A 14,597-nucleotide genomic window follows, 5' to 3' on the forward strand; every position below is an offset into this window, starting at 1 on the left:
GCCTCGCCTCAATCGCTTGCCGTCGCGGGCAGGCGGTAGCGCTGCTCGCGATACAGCCACGAGGGCAGCAACACGTGGGCCAGGGCGCGGCGCGCGCGCGCGTCGTCTTCGGCGAGCTCGGTGTCGCCGCCGAGTTGCTTGGCGACGGGATCATAGGTCGCCACCACCGGGGGCTGCTGCGCGCGCAGCACCACCAGTTCATGGCCGTGCATATAGCCGTAGTTCTGTTCGTACTGCATCATTGCGCGCCCCGGTTGCCCGGGCGGCTCGGCCGACAGGTTGCGTCCGATCATCGGCGTGTCGGCCGAGATGCCCATCAGCGAGAGCAGCGTCGGTCCCAGGTCGATCTGGCTGGCCACAGTCGCGATGCGGCGCGGCTCGATGTCGGCGCCCAGGATCAGGCCCGGGATGTGGAAGCGCTCGACCGGGATCAAGGTATTGCCGCGCACGCGGATGTCGTGGTCGGCGACGACGAGGAACACGGTGTCCTCCCAGTAGTCGCTCGCCCTGGCCTGCTCGAAGAAGCGGCCCATCGCCCAGTCGGCGTACTTGACCGCGTTGCGGTCGGTGCCACGCTCGGCGTCGTACAGCTCGATGCGTCCGTCCGGGAATTCGAAGGGCGAATGGTTGGACGAGGTAAACACCAGGCTGAAGAAAGGCTTGCCTTCGGCGTGCACGGCGCGGATGCGTTCGTGCGCCTTGGCGAACAGATCCTCGTCCGACGCCCCCCAGCTGCCCATGAATACCGGATTCTCGTAGTCCTTCTCGTCGACGATGGAGGTAAAGCCGTTGCCGGTGAAAAAGCGGCGCATGTTGTCGAAGTGCGCCTCGCCGCCGTAGACGAATTCGGTGTGATAACCGCGCCGCGCGAGCAGGTCGGCCAGCGTGAAGAAACCCTGCTGCGCCAGCGAGAGCTTGACCACGGCCTGAGCCGGCGTCGGCAGGAAGCCGGTGGTGACGCCTTCGATGCCGCGCACCGAGCGCGTGCCGGTGGCGTAGAGCTGTTCGAACCACCAGCCCTCATGCTTGAGCTTCTCCAGTTCCGGCGTCACCGGCACGCCGCCGAGCGATTCGACGAAGGTCGCGCCCAGGCTCTCCTGCAGCACGATGACCAGATTCAGCGGCTTGTCGCGCCGGTGCGTCGGGGTCAGCGCGTTGAGGGTGGGAATGTCATCCGACAGCCATTTGCGCGGCGGGCCGCCGAAGCCTTCGGCGGCGGCGCGCACCTCGGCGACGATGTCGGCTTCAGACATCTTGCCGTAGATCTCGCTCGAGGTCGCCTCGTCCTTCATGCGGTAGGCCTCGTAGGCGACCGACCATGCGGAGTTGAGGATCAGGCTGTTGATCATGGTGTCGGCGGTGAGCGCGAACATCGCGGGATTGGCGGGGCGGTGGTCGAGCGTGGAGCGGATCCCGAAGGCCACGAGCAGCACCACCAGTGGCCAGGCGAGCAGGCTCTGCCACCACTTCCAGCGCGTTGCGGCGTTCTTCCACGGGCGCAGCAGGCGTGCGCTCAGCCAGGCGAAGGTGCAGGTGACGAGCACGCCACCGACGAGCTCGACGCGATAGCCGCCCCACAGCATCGACAAGACTTCGCGCGGATACTTGAGATACTCGATCAGGAAGCGGTTGGGGCGTACGCCGTATTCGACGATGAACGCGGGTGTGGCCACTTCCAGGAAGACGAGCAGCGCGACCATGGCGATCACCCAGCCATAGGTCAGCGCACGCCACAGCGGCCATGCGCGGCGCGAGACGAGCAGCGGCAGCAGCAACAGGGGAACGGCGGCCATCAGCCCGAGCAGGATGATGTCGACGCGCACCCCTTGCAGCAGCATCGTCTCCCAGATGCCGGCCGCGGCGACGCGATCGTCCTGCCACAGCATCAGCGCGATGCGCGAGGCGGACAGCGTCAGCAGGCCGATCGCATACAGCGCGAGCAGCGGGGCATAGGGCCCGGCCCAGGCGAAGGCCCGCCACGGCCCGGCGGCCGGGCTTGCCGAGTAGAACGTTCCGGCGTCCAGCGTGCGGCTCATCGGGACGTCTTGCGCAGCACGTAGGTGCGCCACATAGCGTAGCGCGGCAGGAAGTCGATCTTGTCCACGATGTCGAAACCGGCGTCGACGAATTCACGTTCGGCGGTGGCGACCGGCAGCACGAAGCGGTTCTGGTAGCCGCGCCGCTCGCGTCGCGCGCGATCGCTCTCGAGCCGCTTGCGGCGCCACGCCTTGAAGTTGCCGTCGACCCACAGCGAGACGATCAGGCTCTCGCGCGTGACGCGATGAAATTCGCGCAGCATGCGCATGCGGTGCGCCGCGTCACCGATGTGGTGTAGCAGGCGCATGCAGAATATGCAATCGACCGATGCCGGTGGCAGGTCGATGTCGAAGGCCGAGGTCTGCATGGTACGCACGCGCTCGACCAGTGCCGGCGGCTGCATGCTGCGCGCGACCGCGAGCATGTCGGGCGAGTTGTCCGCGGCGATGATGTCGCGCTCCGCGCGCTCGGCCAGCAGCGGCCAGAAGCGCCCGGCACCGCAGGGCAGATCGAGTACCAGTTGCGGCTCGCCCGCCCGCGCCAGCGCACGGCGGGCGATGTGCACGTCGCGCCAGTGCGAAAGGCGTCGCGACAGGCCGTCGTGGTGCTTGTGGAAGTAGGCGCGCGCGTGCTCGCGACCGTACTTGTCGGAAAAGGCGAGATTGACGTCCTGCGGCGGGGTGGTGGACATGTGCGATTCCGGTCGTCGATGGCGGATCGCAGGTTAGGCCGGTGCGGATCAAGGCGATCTCCCACAGAGGTCAAGAATTCGTCAAGAGACGGGTCGCATCGGCGCACATGGGCGTCTCCGGCGTGCGTGCGGTGGATGCCGCGCGTTTGGCAGATGGCCGGGCAGCGCTTACCATGATCCGCGACAAGCACAAGGGAAAGATCCCGCAGGGAGGAGTACGCCGCATGACGAACGAATCGAGCGCAGGCTCGTTCCTCAAAAGTTCGACGTTGCTTGCACCGGTGTTCGTGCCGTCGGTCATCGTCGCCGTGCTGCTGGTGATCGGCACCATGAGCAACCCCGAACTGGCCGGCGATGCCTTCAGTGCGACGCTCGCCTGGATCACGCGCACCTTCGGCTGGTTCTACATGCTGGCGGTGGCGCTGTTCCTGATGTTCATCGTCGGGGTGGCGGTCTCGAAGTGGGGCAACACGCGGCTGGGGCCGGATCATGGCGAGCCGCAATACAGCTTTCCGGCGTGGTTCGCGATGCTGTTCTCGGCCGGTTACGGCATTGCGCTGCTGTTCTTCGGCGTGGCCGAGCCGGTGCTGCATTACGCTTCGCCGCCGGTGGGCGCGGCGCAGACCGTGGATGCGGCCAAGCAGGCCATGCAGATCGCCTTCTTCCACTGGGGTTTCCACATCTGGGCGATCTACGGCCTGACCGGCCTGGTGCTGGCGTATTTCGCCTTCCGCCACGGCCTGCCGCTGTCCATGCGCTCGGCGTTGTATCCGCTCATTGGCGAGCGCATCCACGGTCCGCTGGGGCATACGGTGGATGTGTTCGCCATCCTCGGCACGCTGTTCGGCATTGCCACCACGCTGGGGCTGTCGGTGGCGCAGATCAATGCCGGCATGAACTACCTGTGGCCGAGCGTGCCGGTCGGCACCACGGTGCAGGTCATCACCATCGCGGTGATCACCGGCCTGACCGTGATCTCGGTAGCCGCCGGTCTGGACAAGGGCGTCAAGCGCCTGTCGATCCTCAACATGGCGCTGGCGGCGCTGCTGATGCTGTTCGTATTCCTGGTGGGGCCGAGCATCTTCATTCTTGAGGCTTTCCTGCAGAACACCGGCAGCTACCTTTCCAACATCGTCGAACGCACCTTCAACCTGCAGGCCTATTCGCGCAGCGACTGGATCGGCAACTGGACGCTGTTCATCTTCGGCTGGACCATTGCCTGGGCGCCCTTCGTCGGGCTGTTCATCGCCAAGATCAGCCGCGGTCGCACCATCCGCGAGTTCGTCATCGGCGTGATGTTCGTGCCGACGATCTTCACCTTCCTGTGGTTCTCGATCTTCGGCGACACCGCGCTGCACCTGATCATGGTCGAGGGCTACACGACGCTCATCGATGAAGTCCAGGCGGATACCGCGATCGCTCTGTTCAAGCTGTTCGAACTGCTGCCGCTGTCATCCATCGTGTCCTTCATCACGGTGATCCTGATCATCACCTTCTTCGTCACCTCGTCGGACTCGGGCTCGCTGGTGATCGATTCGCTGGCCTCGGGCGGTGCGGCGCGCACACCGGTGTGGCAGCGCGTGTTCTGGGCCTGCCTGCAGGGCGCGGTCGCTTCCGCGCTGCTGGTCGCGGGCGGCCTGTCGGCCCTGCAGACCATGAGCATCGCCAGCGCGCTGCCGTTTGCGGTGATCCTGCTCATCGCGGCGCTGGGCATGTGGCGAGCATTGTCCATCGAGAGTCATCGCGAGGTCAGCCTGCAGGCGCACATGCAAGGCGGGCGCCATGCCGGCCCGGGTGGCTGGAAGGCGCGACTGGCCGAACTGATCGAATTCCCGTCGCGCGTGGAGGTCGAGCGCTTCATCAGCACCCGTGCGCTCGAGGCCATGCAGAGCGTCGGCCGGGAACTGCGCGACAAGGGCTGGCCCGCCGAGGTGTGCTTCGACGAGGCCAATCAGCGCGCCTACATCGAGATCGTCCGCGGCGACGACATCGACTTCATCTACGAGATCCGGCTGCGCGGCTACTCCAAGCCCAGCTTCGCCTATCCGGAGATGGCGCGTGACGTCGACGGCGATGACCAGTATTTCCGCGCCGAGGTCTTCCTGCGCAACGGTGGCCTGGGCTACGACATGTTCGGTTTCAGCGCGCAGGAGATCATCGACGACATCCTGAGCCAGTTCGCCAAGTACCTGCACTTCCTGCACATCTCGCCGGGCGTGCTGCCGTGGAAGATGTCCATGCACGACGAGATGATCTCGCCGCCCGAGGGGGTGCCGCTCGTCGGCGACGAGGCCCACGCGCCTCAGAAGTCGTAGCGAAAGCCCAGCGCGAAGGCGCGCCCGCCGCTGGTGGCCGCGTCGAAGCGGTCGAGACCGTGGCGGCGCGCGGTGATGCCCGAGGTCGCGCCTTCGCGATAGAACTCGGCGAACAACGTGAGGTGATCGTCGTAGCGGTGGTCGACGCCGGCGTGCACCGTGTGCTCGCCGTAGCCCTCGACGCGCGCGAGCATCAGCTTCCAGGTATTGCGCCCCGACGTGTACGCGCCGAGTAGATTGAAGGCTTGCTGGTCGTCGCCGTAGAAGGCGCCGGGCACGTCGGTGTCGGTGCGCTCGTACTTGAAGGCGGCGTACCACGCGCCCTGCGTCCACGTCGCGGTGGCGCCGTACAGGCGGTCGCGGAAGCCATCCGGATGGCCGCGGTCGTCCATGCCCAGCGCCAGCACCCATGGCCCGCCGGCCCAGCTCGCGGTGGCCTGCACGCGCTCGTCCTCGATGCGTGCGGTGGATTTCTTGTTGCCGTGCGCGGCCGACCAGGATGCGGCCACGCCAAAGCCTGCCACGCGCGGGCTGTACCAGGCCACGGTGTTGCGCACGCGCGGCGTGGTGTAGGTGGCGAAGCCGCTGTAATAGCTGCTGAACCAGTCCACCGGCGCGGCGATCGCGTTGTAGTAGGGCATCCACTGCTGACCCAGCGAGAGCGTGCCCAGGTCGCCCTCGACCCCGACGCGCGCGATGCGCAGCGGCTCGGCCTCGTCGCGCCCGAATCCGCCCTGATCGTAGGGATCGCGCAGGCGGAAGTTGGCCGAATCGAATGGCATTTCGAGCTGCGCGAACAGGCGTGGGCCATCGTCGAAGCGATAGGCCAGGTTGGCGCCGAAGCGCGAGTAGGCGTCGCGCAATCCCGTGTAGCTGTCGATGACGTTGCGGTTGTCGGGCTCCACGTATTCGGCATGCATGCGCAGCGAAGCGTAGAAATCCCACGACCAGCCCGGCCCGTCGGCGAGCGCGGGCAGGGCAGTCAGGCTGGCGGCGGCGAGCGCCGTGCGGGTGAATGCAGTCATGGCCTCGTCCTCCCGGTTCAGCGCACGGCGTCGAGGAAATGCATGTGGCGCTCGTACTGGTCGAGCACGTCGCCGATGATGTCCTTGCGGCTCCAGCCCATGATGTCGTAATCCTGTCCGCCTTCGCGCAGATGCACCTCGGCGCGGAAGTAGCGCAGCCGCTCCTGCCGGTCTCGCCGGGTGTCGCGCATCACGAAGCTGGGGGGCTCGTAGGCCGTGACATGCACCGAATAGAAGAAGTCGATCTCGTCGCCATGGCGAACCTCGACCCAGGTGCGCGTGATGGGCGATTCCTCCTCGGCCAGGTGGGCGTCGATGCCGTGTTCGCGCAACTCTTCAGCGACCTCGGCGAGTGCCGGACGCACGACCTCGAGCATGAAGCGGCGCACCTCGTTGCGGCGCGGCTGATGCACCAGTGTGCGCAGCCTTCGCTTCCAGTCGTGTGCGGCCTCGCCACCGACCGCGCGCACGCGCGCGTCGCGCATGCTAAGACGTTTGACGTGGTCGATGCGCAGGGCGCGCAGCAGGCCGACGCACATCAGCCCCATGATGATGGTAAATGGCAGGGCCGCTGCGATGGTGGCCGTTTGCAGCGCGCCCAGGCCGCCGGCCACCAGCAGCGCGGCGGCGACGATGCCTTCCACCACGGCCCAGAACACGCGCTGCCACACGGGTGAGTCGTCGTGGCCACCGTTGGTGAGCATGTCGACCACCAGCGAACCCGAGTCCGACGAGGTCACGAAGAAGGTGATCACCAGCAGTGTGGCGACCAGCGACATGATCGACGAGAGCGGCAGGTGCTCGAAGAACTGGAACAGCGCCACCGAGGTGTCGGCCGCGACCGCGTCGGCGAGCGACTGGATGCCCTGGATCATGACCATGTGGATGGCCGTGTCGCCGAATACGGTCATCCACAAGAAGGTGAAGCCCACCGGCACGAAGAGCACGCCGACGACGAACTCGCGGATGGTGCGTCCGCGCGACACGCGTGCGATGAACATGCCGACGAAGGGCGACCATGCGATCCACCACGCCCAGTAGAACAGCGTCCAGCCGCCGATCCAGCCGGTCGGCTCGTAGGCGTAGAGGTTGAAGGTCATGGAAAACAGGTTGGACAGGTACATGCCCGTGTTCTGCACGAAGGTCTGCAGCAGGAACACCGTAGGCCCGGCCACCAGCACGAACACCACCAGCACCACGGCAAGCACCATGTTCAGTTCCGAGACGCGGCGGATGCCACCGTCCAGGCCCATCGCCACCGACAGCGTGGCAATCGCGGTAATGACGGCGATCAGCACGATCTGCGTGAGCACGCCCACCGGCACGTCGAACAGGTAGTTCAGGCCAGCATTGACCTGCATCACGCCGAAGCCCAGCGAAGTGGCCACGCCGAAGATGGTGCCGAGCACGGCGAAGATGTCGACCGCGTGGCCAATGGGGCCGTAGATGCGCTCGCCGATGAGCGGGTACAGCGACGAGCGGATGGTCAGTGGCAGATCGTGACGAAACGCGAAATAGGCCAGCGACAGCGCGACCACCGCGTAGATCGCCCAGGCATGCACGCCCCAGTGGAAGAAGGTGATGCGCAGCGCCTGCCGTGCGGCTTCGGCCGTTTCGGCGTCACCGACGGGTGGGGTGACGTAGTGCATGATTGGCTCGGCGACGCCGAAGAACATCAGCCCGATGCCCATGCCGGCCGAGAACAGCATCGCGAACCACGAGGTGTAGGTGAAGTCCGGCGAACTGTGGTCGCGACCGAGCTTGATGGTACCCAGGGAAGAGGCGGCGAGCGCGACGACGAAGACCAGAAAGCCTGCGACCGCGAGCACATAGAACCAGCCGGCCGAATGCATGGTCCAGTCTCGGATCGCGCCGAACAGCGCGTTGGCCGTCTCCGGCACCACCGCGGCGAAGCCCACGAAAAGCAAGGTGAGCAGACCGGAAATGATGAAAACCGGCGGGTTGATCAGGATGCGGGGCGACGAGCCCTCACCGCCGTTATCAATGTCGTCTTTCGGGTCCATGCAGCATCCCCTGTGTCGTCTTGGGTCCAGCTAGTCTGGACAGACTAGACGCCACGGGAGGCGCTGTCACGCCGAAAAACTACGGACCAGCTTCGTTGACCGGTCAGGCCTTCAGCCAGTTTCGCCGCCAGAAGATGACCGCCATACCGAGGGCGATCACGGCCATCATGCCCAGCGCAAGGTAGAACCCGCCGCTGCGACCTATGATCGGCATGTGCTCGAAGTTCATGCCGAAGATGCCGGCGATCAGTGTCGCGGGAAGGAAGATGGTCGTCAGTACGGTAAGGATCCGGACCTGCAGGTTGAGGCGATTGCTTACTGACGAGAGGTAGATGTCCATCAGGTCACTGAGCAGGTCCCGCACCGTATCGAGTGTTTCGATCACGTGGATGGTGTGGTCCGCGATGTCGCGCAGGTAGAGCTTGCTGTCCGCAGTGAAGAATGCGCTGTCGTCACGGATCAGGCCGTTGAGGACATCTCGCAGCGGCCAGATCGCCCGGCGGATGAGCTGACAATCGTGTTTGACCAGGTTGATGGTCTTGAGCAAGTCTGGAGTGGGACTGCCGATGGCGGCGTCCTCAAGATCTTCAGCAGTGTTGCCGAGCTGGTCGAGCACGACGAAGTAGCGGTCGACGACGGCGTCGAGCAGCGCATGAACGAGGTAGTCGACCCCGTTGCGGCGCAGCGGGGCGTGATCAGAGCGCAGACGCTCGCGGATCGGCTCGAAGAGACCGGAGCGGCGTTCCTGGAAGCTCAGCACGAAGTCCTTGCCAAGGACGATGCTGATCTGGTCGGAAATCAGTATGCGGCTGTCCGGGTCATACTCGAAGACCCGTGCGACGAAGAACAGATAGTCGCCGTAGTCGTCGATCTTGGGCCGCTGGTGGGTGTTAAGGATATCCTCGAGTACCAGCGGGTGCAGGTTGTAGCGCTGCCCGATGGCGGCAAGGATCGCCGGGTCCTGAAGGCCATGCACATTCAGCCACAGCCGCTGATGACCAGGCCAGTATTCACTGACTGCAGCGAAGCTGTCGAAGCGTTGCTCTTCGATGCCGTGCTGGTCGAAGGCCAGCGTTGAAATCAGCGGTTGTTCAGTCTTTATCTCGCCAACGTGAACCAGCGTGCCTGGCGGCAATCCGATCTTGGCCGCGGGCACTGTGCGCGATTTACGCTTTCGCTTGTTGCCGTTGGCCGCTGACATGTGAGCACGCCCTAGCTTCCGGTCCAGTGACCGGACTTGCCGCCAAGCTTCTCCAGCAGTCGGATACCGCTCATGGTCATGCCGCGATCGACTGCCTTGCACATGTCGTAGATGGTGAGCAGGGCAACGCTGGCGGCCGTGAGCGCTTCCATCTCGACGCCGGTACGACCGACCGTCTCGGCGGTGACGCTGACGACGATGCGGCTGTCGGCCTCTTCGAGCTCGAAGTCGACGGCGACGCGAGTGAGCGGGATCGGGTGGCACAGCGGGATCAGCTCGCTGGTGCGCTTGCTGCCCTGGATCGCGGCGATGCGCGCGATGCCGAGCACGTCGCCCTTTTTCGCCGTGCCCTCGCGCACCATCGCGAAGGTCGCCGGCAGCATCGTGATCGCGCCGGTGGCCACCGCGACGCGGCGCGTCTCGTCCTTGGCGCCGACATCGACCATGTGGGCCTGGCCTTGCGCATCGAAATGGGTCAGTTGCTGCGACATCTTCGGTAACGGAACGTGTTGGGCGAGGCGCTATCATAGCACCCGAGATGAGACGATTTTCCGCCCTGCTGCTGGCTGCAGCGCTCGCATTGACGCCCGTGCACGCCCAGAACCTGCCGGATCTGGGTGACGTCGCCTCGTCCGACCTGTCCGCGCTCGAGGAGCGGCGCATCGGCGAATCGATCATGCGCGACATTCGCTGGCACGATCCGAGCTATCTGAACGATGTCGAGGTCGAGGACTACGTCGCGCGCATCGGGCGTCGCCTGGTCGCGGTCAGCGATGACGCCGACCGCGAGTTCGAGTTCTTCGTGCTCAAGGATCCGAGCATCAACGCCTTCGCGCTGCCCGGTGGCTACATCGGCATCCATACCGGGCTGTTGCTCACCGCCGAAACCGAATCCGAGTTCGCATCGGTGATGGGGCACGAGATCGCCCACGTCACGCAGCGCCATATCGCCCAACTCTACGGCAAGCAGGGTCAGTCGCTGATGATGGTGCTCGGTTCGCTGCTCGTCGGCGCGCTGGCCGCGCAGAGCAATCCGGAGCTGGCCGAGGCTGCCATTGTCGCCGGTCAGGCCGGTGCGCTGCAGTCGCAACTGGGCTATTCGCGCACCTTCGAGCGCGAGGCCGATCGCATCGGCCTGCAACTGCTCGAGCGCGCCGGCTTCGATCCGCGCGGCATGCCCGGCTTCTTCACGCGCTTGCAGCGAGCGACACGCGTCTACGAGTCCGATGCCCCGGGCTATCTGCGCACCCACCCGCTGACCCAGGATCGCTTCACCGACATGGAAGGGCGGGTCGTGCAGATGCGCTACCGGCAGGTGCTCGATTCGCCCGATTTCGGCTTCGTGCGCGCCAAGCTGCGCGCCGGGCAGGGTCTAGCCCCCGATGCCGTGACCGAATTCGAATCCCGCGTGTCCACCCGCGACGACGAGGCCTCGCGCTACGGGCTCGCCCGTGCGCTGTTTCGCGCCGGGCAGCTGGATGAGGCCGAGCGCGTACTCGACGAACTGGGCGAGCGTTCGCAGCGTGCGTCGTGGGTGATCCTGTTGCGCGCCGAGATTGCACTCGCCCGGCGTGCGCCGCAGGCCGCGCTGGACATTCTGGCGCCGGCGCTCGAACGCTTTCGCGACAGCCGGGCGCTGCGCTATGCCTACATCGACGCGACCCTGGCGGCGGGCCGCGCCGACGAGGCGGCGTCGCACGCACGCGACGCGATCGGCCGCCAGCGCGCCGATCCGCGCCTGTGGGAACGTCTGGCGCGCGCCGAGGAGCGCCTGGGTCGCCGCACCGCCTACCACCGTGCCCAGGCCGAGGTGTATGCGCTGCGTGGCAGTCTGCCTGCGGCCATTCATCAACTGGAGCTTGCGCGCAGCGCCGATGACGGTGATTTCTACGAATTGTCGGCGGTCGACGCCCGCATGCGCGAACTCAAGGCCGAGGATCGGCTGCGCAGCGAGGAGCGCCGCTGAATCCTTGTGCTGCACGGGTTTTCCGGCGGGCAGTGTGCGTTTATACTTCGCCGTCCAGCCGAAAAGGGGTCAACGAATGGAGTTTGACAAGGAAGTCGACGCACGCGGACTGAACTGTCCGCTGCCTATCCTGCGTGCCAAGAAGGCGCTCGCCGAACTCGAAACCGGCCAGACCGTGCGCGTCCTCGCGACCGATCCGGGTTCGGTGAAGGATTTTCAGGCCTTCGCGCGCCAGACCGGCAACGAATTGCTGGGCCAGAACGAGACGCCGGAGAAGGTCTTCGAGTTCTTCCTGCGGCGCAAGTAAGCCACGCGTCGCGTCAAGGCGGCGAAGCGAAAAGGCCATCCGCGAGGATGGCCTTTTTGCGTGAACGATGTGAAGGCGTCAGCCCGCCACGAGGCGCTCGTACTGCGGGCGCAGCTTGTCGAGCGTGGCGGTGAAGCCGGCGAGCCGCTCGCGCTCCTGCGCCACCACCGCGGCCGGCGCGCGTTCGACGAAGCTGGCGTTGCCCAGCTTGCCCTGCGCCTTGGCGATCTCTCCCTCGATGCGGGCGATCTCCTTGCCAATGCGCTCGCGTTCGGCGGCGATATCGATCTCGACCTTGAGCATCAGGCGGTGTTCCCCCACCACGGCGGTGGGGGCGAGCGCGTCGGCGCCGATCTCGTCGACCAGTTCCACCTCGGACAGCTTCGCGAGCGCGGCCAGATACGGCACTTCGTCGCGGATCACGTCGGCGTCGCCGGCGACCACCAGCGGCAGGCGCTGGGCGGGTGAGACGTTCATCTCGCCGCGCAGGTTGCGACAGGCGTGGATGCGTGCCTTGAGCGCGGCCACGCGCGCTTCGCAGGCTTCGTCGATGCGTGCCGGGTCGGATGCCGGGTAAGGCGCTACCATGATGCTCTCGGTATGCTTGCGCCCGGCCAGCGGCGCGACCGTCTGCCACAGTTCCTCGGTGATGAACGGGATCACCGGGTGGGCCAGGCGCAGCACGGTCTCGAGCACGCGCAGCAACGTTCTGCGCGTGGCCCGCTGCTGTGCCGCGTCGCCCTGCTGGATCTGCACCTTGGCCAGTTCCAGATACCAGTCGCAATACTCGTCCCAGACGAATTCGTAGATGGCGCGCGCGACCAGATCGAAGCGGTAGTCGGCGAAATGCTTCTCGACCTCGGCTTCGGTGCGCTGCAGTTGTGACACGATCCAGCGGTCGACGAAGGAGAAGTCCAGATACCCGCCCGGCACGCACTGGTCGGCACTGTGCGGGTCGAAGCCGCAGTCTTCGCCCTGGCAGTTCATCAGCACGAAGCGCGTGGCGTTCCACAGCTTGTTGCAGAAGTTGCGGTAGCCCTCGCAGCGCGACAGGTCGAACTTGATGTCGCGCCCCGGGCTGGCGAGGCTGGCGTAGGTGAAGCGCAGCGCGTCGGTGCCGAAGGCGGGAATGCCCTCGGGGAATTCCTTGCGCGTCTTCTTCTCGATGCTCGCCGCCTGTTTGGGGTTCATCAGGCCGGTGGTGCGCTTGGCGACCAGTTCATCGACCGAGATGCCGTCGATGAGGTCGATGGGGTCGAGCACGTTACCCTTGGATTTCGACATCTTCTGGCCTTCCGCGTCGCGGATCAGGCCGTGGACGTACACGTGCTTGAACGGAATCTTGCCGGTGATGTGCGTGGTCATCATGACCATGCGCGCGACCCAGAAGAAGATGATGTCGAAGCCGGTGACCAGCACCGAGGAGGGCAGGTACAGATCCAGCGCGTCGTTGGATTTCGCCGGCCACTCGGGCGTCCAGTCCAGCGTGGAGAATGGCCACAGCGCGGACGAATACCAGGTGTCGAGCACGTCCTCGTCGCGTTCCAGCGCGCCGGTGTAGCCGTCCCGCGCAGCCAGCGCCCGGGCTTCGGCTTCGTCGTGCGCCACCCACACGCGCTGCGTATCGCCCTCGACCGCGTACCAGGCCGGAATCTGGTGGCCCCACCACAGCTGGCGCGAGATGCACCAGTCCTGGATGTTGTTGAGCCACTGGTTGTAGGTGTTGACCCAGTTCTCGGGGTAGAACCTGATCTCGCCCGAGGCGACCACGTCCAACGCCTTCCGCGTGATGCTCTTGCCATCCGCGCCGGGTTTGGACATGGCGACGAACCACTGGTCGGTGAGCATGGGCTCGATCGCGACGTTGGTGCGATCGCCGCGCGGCACCATCAGCTTGTGTGCCTTGATCTCGCCCAGCGCACCGGCCGCTTCCAGTTCGGCGACCACCTTCTCACGCGCCGGCACGCGGTCCAGTCCGGCGATGCCCTCGGGCATGGCGAGCGAGCCCTTGGGTTGACCGTGGGTGTCGAAGATTTCGGCCCGGGCGGGAATCGCCGCGTCGAGCGTGAGCACCACGATCATGTCCAGGCCGTGACGCTGACCCACCGCGTAGTCGTTGAAGTCGTGCGCCGGTGTGACCTTGACGCAGCCAGTGCCGAACTCGCGGTCGACGTAGTCGTCGGCGATGATCGGAATGTCGCGATCGACCAGCGGCAGGCGCACGCTCTTGCCGATCAGGTGCGCGTAGCGCTCGTCCTCCGGGTGCACCATCACCGCGACGTCGCCGAGCATGGTCTCGGGGCGGGTGGTGGCCACGGTCAGGCCCTCGAGACCGTTGATCGGGCCGTCGGAGAAGCGGTAGAGCAGTTCGTAGAGCTTGCCGTCTTCTTCCTCGGACACCACTTCGAGGTCGGACACCGCGGTGCCCAGCACCGGATCCCAGTTGACAAGACGCTTGCCGCGGTAGATCAGGCCTTCGTTGAAGAGACGCACGAAGGTTTCGGTGACGATCTTCGACAAGCCCTCGTCCATCGTGAAGCGCTCGCGCTTCCAGTCCGGGCTGGTGCCCATGCGGCGCATCTGGCGCGTGATGGTGCCACCGGAGTATTCCTTCCACTCCCACACCTTCTCGAGAAACTTGTCGCGCCCCAGATCGTGACGGCTGACGCCCTCGGCGTCGAGCTGACGCTCGACGACGATCTGCGTGGCGATGCCCGCATGGTCGGTGCCAGGCTGCCACAGCGTATTGTCGCCGCGCATGCGGTGGTAACGCGTGAGGCTGTCCATCAGCGTCTGGTTGAAGCCGTGGCCCATGTGTAGCGTGCCGGTGACGTTGGGCGGCGGCAACAGGATGCAGAAGGCCTCGGACTTCGACTTGTCGAGCCCGGCATCGAAGTAGCCGCGCGACTCCCATTCCGGATACCAGCGGGATTCGATGGCGGCGGGTTCGAAGCTTTTGGCAAGTTCCATGATCGGTGCGTGTGCGCTCGGCGAAAAAGCAATAATTATAGCGGATTGCCGACCGCGGGCC

Annotated in this window: 10 protein-coding genes; 3 read left to right on the top strand and 7 right to left on the bottom strand. The window is 65.7% G+C overall.

The genetic code is table 11. The features are described from left to right. Positions 1-8: 8 nt before the first annotated feature. Complete coding sequence (locus C0099_RS05350; protein WP_102246484.1) at positions 9-2,036, bottom strand: LTA synthase family protein; 2,028 nt, start codon at positions 2,034-2,036, stop codon at positions 9-11. Beyond that, positions 2,033-2,728: a class I SAM-dependent methyltransferase gene (locus C0099_RS05355; protein WP_102246485.1), complete on the bottom strand. Its 696-nt coding sequence runs from the start codon at positions 2,726-2,728 to the stop codon at positions 2,033-2,035. Before C0099_RS05355 ends, C0099_RS05350 begins: the two co-directional genes overlap by 4 nt. Positions 2,729-2,952: 224 nt before the next feature. Between C0099_RS05355 and C0099_RS05360 the strand changes: the two genes are divergently transcribed. Beyond that, a complete protein-coding gene (locus C0099_RS05360; RefSeq protein WP_102246486.1) occupies positions 2,953-5,043 on the top strand; it encodes a BCCT family transporter in 2,091 nt (696 codons plus the stop codon). On the opposite strand, the gene C0099_RS05365 is transcribed toward C0099_RS05360, so the two are convergent. The 4 genes from C0099_RS05365 to moaC all read right to left on the bottom strand — a co-directional run bounded on the left by C0099_RS05365 (position 5,031) and on the right by moaC (position 9,784). Further along, entirely contained in the window at positions 5,031-6,068 is a 1,038-nt protein-coding gene (locus C0099_RS05365) for a porin (protein WP_102246487.1), read from the bottom strand. The two genes, C0099_RS05360 and C0099_RS05365, sit on opposite strands and share 13 nt — an antisense overlap. A gap of 17 nt (positions 6,069-6,085) precedes the next feature. Further along, entirely contained in the window at positions 6,086-8,092 is a 2,007-nt protein-coding gene (locus C0099_RS05370) for a BCCT family transporter (RefSeq protein ID WP_102246488.1), read from the bottom strand. Between the two features lie 103 nt (positions 8,093-8,195). Then, a complete protein-coding gene (corA, locus tag C0099_RS05375) occupies positions 8,196-9,293 on the bottom strand; it encodes a magnesium/cobalt transporter CorA (RefSeq protein WP_102246489.1) in 1,098 nt (365 codons plus the stop codon). Positions 9,294-9,304: 11 nt separating this feature from the next. Continuing rightward, entirely contained in the window at positions 9,305-9,784 is a 480-nt protein-coding gene (gene moaC, locus C0099_RS05380; protein ID WP_102246490.1) for a cyclic pyranopterin monophosphate synthase MoaC, read from the bottom strand. A 47-nt stretch (positions 9,785-9,831) separates the two neighbouring features. Between moaC and C0099_RS05385 the strand changes: the two genes are divergently transcribed. Both C0099_RS05385 and C0099_RS05390 read left to right on the top strand, forming a co-directional pair. Beyond that, entirely contained in the window at positions 9,832-11,259 is a 1,428-nt protein-coding gene (locus tag C0099_RS05385; RefSeq protein ID WP_102246491.1) for a beta-barrel assembly-enhancing protease, read from the top strand. A 76-nt stretch (positions 11,260-11,335) separates the two neighbouring features. Continuing rightward, complete coding sequence (locus tag C0099_RS05390) at positions 11,336-11,566, top strand: sulfurtransferase TusA family protein (RefSeq protein WP_102246492.1); 231 nt, start codon at positions 11,336-11,338, stop codon at positions 11,564-11,566. 78 nt (positions 11,567-11,644) lie between these two features. Here C0099_RS05390 and C0099_RS05395 read toward each other — a convergent pair whose 3' ends face one another. Continuing rightward, positions 11,645-14,536, bottom strand: a complete 2,892-nt coding sequence (locus C0099_RS05395) for a valine--tRNA ligase (RefSeq protein ID WP_102246493.1) — start codon at positions 14,534-14,536, stop codon at positions 11,645-11,647. Positions 14,537-14,597 lie beyond the last annotated feature (61 nt).

The organism is Pseudazoarcus pumilus (assembly GCF_002872475.1).
In the GTDB taxonomy this organism is placed as follows: domain Bacteria; phylum Pseudomonadota; class Gammaproteobacteria; order Burkholderiales; family Rhodocyclaceae; genus Pseudazoarcus; species Pseudazoarcus pumilus.

What these genes read in the sequence shown, in the direction of transcription:
- C0099_RS05350 (WP_102246484.1), bottom strand. Translation starts at nt 2,036, where the DNA reads ATGAGCCGCACGCTGGACGCCGGAACGTTCTACTCGGCAAGCCCGGCC.
- C0099_RS05355 (WP_102246485.1), bottom strand. Translation starts at nt 2,728, where the DNA reads ATGTCCACCACCCCGCCGCAGGACGTCAATCTCGCCTTTTCCGACAAG.
- C0099_RS05360 (WP_102246486.1), top strand. Translation starts at nt 2,953, where the DNA reads ATGACGAACGAATCGAGCGCAGGCTCGTTCCTCAAAAGTTCGACGTTG.
- C0099_RS05365 (WP_102246487.1), bottom strand. Translation starts at nt 6,068, where the DNA reads ATGACTGCATTCACCCGCACGGCGCTCGCCGCCGCCAGCCTGACTGCC.
- C0099_RS05370 (WP_102246488.1), bottom strand. Translation starts at nt 8,092, where the DNA reads ATGGACCCGAAAGACGACATTGATAACGGCGGTGAGGGCTCGTCGCCC.
- corA (WP_102246489.1), bottom strand. Translation starts at nt 9,293, where the DNA reads ATGTCAGCGGCCAACGGCAACAAGCGAAAGCGTAAATCGCGCACAGTG.
- moaC (WP_102246490.1), bottom strand. Translation starts at nt 9,784, where the DNA reads ATGTCGCAGCAACTGACCCATTTCGATGCGCAAGGCCAGGCCCACATG.
- C0099_RS05385 (WP_102246491.1), top strand. Translation starts at nt 9,832, where the DNA reads ATGAGACGATTTTCCGCCCTGCTGCTGGCTGCAGCGCTCGCATTGACG.
- C0099_RS05390 (WP_102246492.1), top strand. Translation starts at nt 11,336, where the DNA reads ATGGAGTTTGACAAGGAAGTCGACGCACGCGGACTGAACTGTCCGCTG.
- C0099_RS05395 (WP_102246493.1), bottom strand. Translation starts at nt 14,536, where the DNA reads ATGGAACTTGCCAAAAGCTTCGAACCCGCCGCCATCGAATCCCGCTGG.